Annotated in this window: 3 protein-coding genes; all 3 read left to right on the forward strand. The window is 57.7% G+C overall.

The window, feature by feature from the left end; genetic code table 11:
- The first annotated feature begins 147 nt into the window (after positions 1-147).
- The 3 genes from ACIQ0R_RS11970 (at position 148) to ACIQ0R_RS11980 (ending at position 3348) form a co-directional block, all read left to right on the forward strand.
- Entirely contained in the window at positions 148-1041 is an 894-nt protein-coding gene (locus ACIQ0R_RS11970) for a LysR substrate-binding domain-containing protein (protein WP_395827704.1), read from the forward strand.
- Between the two features lie 3 nt (positions 1042-1044).
- Positions 1045-1884, forward strand: coding sequence for a prolipoprotein diacylglyceryl transferase (lgt, locus tag ACIQ0R_RS11975; protein ID WP_395827707.1), 840 nt, complete (start codon positions 1045-1047; stop codon positions 1882-1884).
- An 81-nt stretch (positions 1885-1965) separates the two neighbouring features.
- Complete coding sequence (locus ACIQ0R_RS11980; protein ID WP_395827710.1) at positions 1966-3348, forward strand: malonyl-CoA synthase; 1383 nt, start codon at positions 1966-1968, stop codon at positions 3346-3348.
- Positions 3349-3441 lie beyond the last annotated feature (93 nt).

Raw genomic sequence — 3441 nt, forward strand, 5'->3', positions numbered from 1 at the left:
TGTTGCCCGCTGAAACTGTTTCGTTTTAATTCGTTCATATCCTGCCTTCGTTGTTCAGTGCAGGATACTCCTTAAACTATTGTCCGGATTTCCGGGTCCACTATAAGAAGCCGGTCCTCTCCCGGCTTTTTGTTTGCCAATAATGATATGAACATAGAACTGCGGCAATTGCGTTATTTCGTCGCTGTTGCTGAAGAGCGGCATTTCGGCCGCGCCGCGCTGCGGTTGCACATGACGCAGCCGCCATTGTCGCAGGCAATCCAGGTGCTTGAGGCTAACCTCGGTACGCCGCTATTTGCCCGCACCAAACGCAGCGTAGCGCTGACAGCGGCCGGCCTGGCCTTGTTGCCGGAAGCGCAGCGCCTGCTGCAACAGGTCGGCGGCCTGCCTGATCTGGTGCGGCGCGCTGCTTCCGGCGCATCCGGCCTGCTTACGCTGTCCTTTGTCTCAACCGCCGATTACAGCATTCTGCCGCCGTTGCTGCGCGCTTTCCGGCAGAACTACCCTAGCGTCCAGATCGATTTGCAGGAAGCCACCAGCGATCTGCAACTGGCGCAACTGATGGCTGGGCGTATCGATGCCGGCCTGCTGATTCCACCGCTGCCTGACAAGGAGAAACTGGCGCTCGACTATCTGCCGGTATTATCCGAACCGCTTCTGCTGGCCGCGCCGACCGGGCTCAAGGCGTTACGCGGCAAGGGCCGGATCGCGCTGAGTTCTGTGGCTGACATGCCGCTGATCATTTTCCCGCGCCGCATCTCGCCAGGCTTCCATGACACCATCCTCGGCTGCTTCCGCGCCGCCGGCCTGACTCCTGATATTGGCCAGGAGGCAATCCAGATGCAAACCATCGTCGGCCTGGTATCGGCTGGCATGGGAATCGCGCTTGTGCCACAATCGGTGTCGAACCTGCAACGCCCAGGAGTCGACTATCGCGAATTACAGGACGCTACGCCGCTGGTCGAGACCGGGCTGGCCTGGCGCCGCGATAATGTGTCACCCGTGCTGCACGCTTTTTTGGAATTATTGAGAAAGAAATAAAACATGCTGATTCATCCGCTGCCTGATCCGATTGCCTTTTCATTGGGCCCGCTCCATGTGCGCTGGTACGGCCTGATGTACTTGCTGGCCTTCATCCAATTTATCTGGGCTGGTCGCATCCGGATCAGACAACCGCATATTGCTGCCGCCGGCTGGAAAAAAGAAGACATCGACGACATGCTGTTCTACGGCGTGCTGGGGGTAGTCATCGGCGGCCGCCTGGGACAAGTATTTTTTTATGATCCGGTCTATTATTTTTCCAATCCTGCGGAAATCATCGCAGTCTGGAAAGGCGGGATGTCGTTCCACGGCGGCTTCATTGGGGTCATGATTGCGATGGCATGGTGGGGACGCAAATCCGGCCGCAAGCTGATGGATACCATGGATTTCATCGCGCCAATGGTGCCGCTCGGTTACGCCGCAGGCCGCCTCGGCAATTTCATCAATGGTGAATTGCCGGGCCGCGTGGTATCCGATCCGTCCCTGCCATGGGCCATGATCTGGCCGAACGTCGACAACCTGCCGCGCCATCCGTCGCCGATCTACCAGATGCTGGTGGACGGCATCCTGCTATTCATCATTCTCTGGTTCTTCTCGCGCAAACCACGTCCGCGTATGGCGGTAGCGGGCATGTTCTCGCTGCTGTATGGCTGCGCCCGCTTCTTCACCGAATATTTCCGCGTGCCGGACTATAACGTCACCTTTGGCGGCATCACGATTTCCGCCGGTCAGATGTTATCAGTGCCGATGATCGTGCTGGGTATCGCATTGCTGATCATCGCCTACAGAAAACCGCTTACCTACAGCGCCCCTGCCGAAGCACCAAAACGATCTGCAAGCTGACCCTGGTAGCGATTGCACATACCGCAGCCTGCATCGCGGGCAGGTAAGTCGCCCCCCCCTGAAGCTACTCTCTCGCCGCTCATGAACGCCAATCTCTACGCCCTGTTCGCCTCATGCTTCCCGCTTGACAAGTCCGCCTGCTGTATTGAAACCCAGGACGGCCAGTACTACACCTGGGACGACATCGAGCGCGCCTCGGCCAAAATCGCCAATCTATTCCACAGCCTGAATCTTCCGAGCGGCGCGCGCATTGCAGTGCAGGTAGAAAAGTCGCCGGAAGCGTTGATTCTGTATCTGGCGACATTACGCGCCGGCTTGGTCTATCTGCCCTTGAATACGGCTTACCGCAGCGCTGAAATCGAATACTTCATCGGTGACGCGGAACCCGCAGTGTTTGTTTGCTCGCCAAAGAATGTCGGCTGGGTGGCGCAAATTGCGTTCAAGGCTGGCACCCAGCACCTGTTCACACTGGACCAGATCGGCAGCGCCGGTTACGGCAGAAATTCCGGCTCATTGCTGGCCCGTGCGATGCATTATCCCGACCAGTTTCAGACCGTTGATAAACAGGCCGACGACCTGGCCGTCATCCCGTATACCTCAGGCACCACCGGACGCAGCAAGGGAGCCATGCTTTCGCACGGCAATATCGGTTCGAACGCTACTGTGCTACAGCAATACTGGCATTGGCAAGCTGGCGACGTACTGCTGCATGCGCTGCCGCTGTTCCATATCCACGGCTTGCTGGTGGCGGCAAACGGTGCGCTGCTGAACGGCAGCAAGATGATTTTTCTGCCGAAATTCGAGGCCGCCGAAGTATGCCGCCAGCTACCGCGCAGCAGTATCTTCATGGGTGTGCCGACCTATTATGTGCGCCTGCTGGCAGATCGCAGCTTGCATAGCGATACCTGCCGCAACATGCACCTGTTCATCTCTAGCTCAGCGCCTTTGCTGGCCGCTACCTTCGCCGAATTTTCGGCGCGCACCGGCCACACCATACTGGAACGCTACGGCATGAGCGAAACTGCGATGCTGACGTCTAATCCATATCAAAGCGAACGGCGCGCCGGCACTGTCGGCCTGCCGCTGCCGGGCGTGTCACTGCGCTTGATGCGCCACGACGAAGCCGGCCGCAGCACAGTGTGCGGCGCGAATGAAATCGGCGATATTCAAGTCAAGGGGCCGAATGTTTTTCAGGGGTACTGGCGCATGCCGGAACAGACTGCCGAAGAATTTACCGCCGATGGCTATTTCAAGACCGGCGACGTCGGCAAGTTCGACCACGACGGCTATCTGGAAATCGTCGGCCGCAGCAAAGACCTGATCATTTCCGGCGGCTACAACGCCTATCCGAAAGAAATCGAAACGGTGCTCGACGATATCGACGGCGTGTTGGAATCGGCGGTGATCGGCGTAGCGCATGCGGATTTTGGCGAAGCGGTGATCGCAGTCATCGTCCGCCTATAGTGGACCCGGAAATCCGGACAATAGTTTAAGGAGTATCCTGCACTGAACAACGAAGGCAGGATATGAACGAATTAAAACGAAACAGTTTCAGCG

Source organism: Collimonas sp. (genome assembly GCF_044339385.1).
In the GTDB taxonomy this organism is placed as follows: domain Bacteria; phylum Pseudomonadota; class Gammaproteobacteria; order Burkholderiales; family Burkholderiaceae_D; genus Collimonas.